2 protein-coding genes are annotated in these 1147 nt (G+C 32.8%); one reads left to right on the top strand and one right to left on the bottom strand.

Annotation, left to right across the window (positions count from 1 at the left end):
• Positions 1–781 (bottom strand): excalibur calcium-binding domain-containing protein (locus AC1DTM_RS27635; protein ID WP_477001391.1); only part of this gene is annotated, 781 nt, incomplete at its 3' end.
• 212 nt (positions 782–993) lie between these two features.
• Here AC1DTM_RS27635 and exsG point away from each other — a divergent pair.
• Entirely contained in the window at positions 994–1146 is a 153-nt protein-coding gene (gene exsG / locus AC1DTM_RS27630; protein ID WP_088099009.1) for an exosporium protein ExsG, read from the top strand.
• Position 1147: the final 1 nt, after the last annotated feature.

Here is a 1147-nt window from a genome sequence, read left to right as displayed (position 1 = left end):
GTTCTTCTTGTTGTTTGCGAGCTTGYTCAGCAGCTTGACGTTGTTGYTCTTCTTGTTGTTTGCGAGCTTGYTCAGCAGCTTGACGTTGTTGCTCTTCTTGTTGTTTACGGACCTGTTCTTCAGCTTGACGCTGTTGCTCTTCTTGTTGTTTACGGGCCTGTTCTTCAGCTTGACGCTGTTGCTCTTCTTGTTGTTTACGAGCTAGTTCTTCAGCTTGACGTTTCTCATCTTCTTGCTTACGAGCTAGTTCCTCAGCTTGACGTTTCTCATCCTCTTGCTTACGAGCTAGTTCCTCAGCTTGACGTTTCTCATCTTCTTGCTTACGAGTTTTTTCGTCCGCTTCTTTCTTTTCTAATTCCTTTTTCTTTTCGTCATCTTTTTTCTCTTCACTATTAGAAGCGACTTGTTTATTAGTTGCTTTCGTTTTTTCAGAAGAAGGACTTGAAATACCTGATAGCGCAACAAAAATGACAAATAAAACAGCTGTAATTATAAATTGTTTTTTTGCTACACCTGTTTTCTTAATAACAGATAATATTGCAAGAACAAGGAAAAATATAAATAGAATGAAACTTAAAGTAGAAAAAAATTCGACGACTGGGTGTTCAGATTTTGTTGTGCCGGTCATTATTAACATAATTGAAATCATAAAAAGAATAACAGTTGGACGACCATATTGTTTTGCTTTTCCATTTTTCTTAAAGAATGAAATGATACATAAGATTAAAAGAATGATAGCAATCAAAAATAAAGCTACACCAATATTACTCAAAATAGCCATTTTCATACCTCCATTTGTAAGATTTTCTTTATTGATTATATAAGAATTCATTGGAAATTACAGGGTTTTTAATAAAATAAAAAGATTTATATTATTTTTAATAGATAAACAAACATTTATTTTATATATAAGGAAAAATAGATTTAATTCCTATTACGTTTTGAAAAGATTTTCATAGATTATAGTATCTCATTTGAAAGGAGGAGATTTGAATGGAATTTCAATTATTAGTGAATTGCGTGTTACAAGAAGGGAATGCTTACTTTTTAGTAACAAAAGTAGATGATGTTATTACGTTGAAGGTGCCAATTGCAGCAGGAGTAGCGGGTTTATTTTTAGCTTTAGGTGTACCAAGGTGTTCTTAAT

The sequence above is a fragment of the Bacillus sp. P4_D3 genome (genome assembly GCF_056401855.1).
This window is presented reverse-complemented; position numbering and strand designations above follow the sequence as displayed.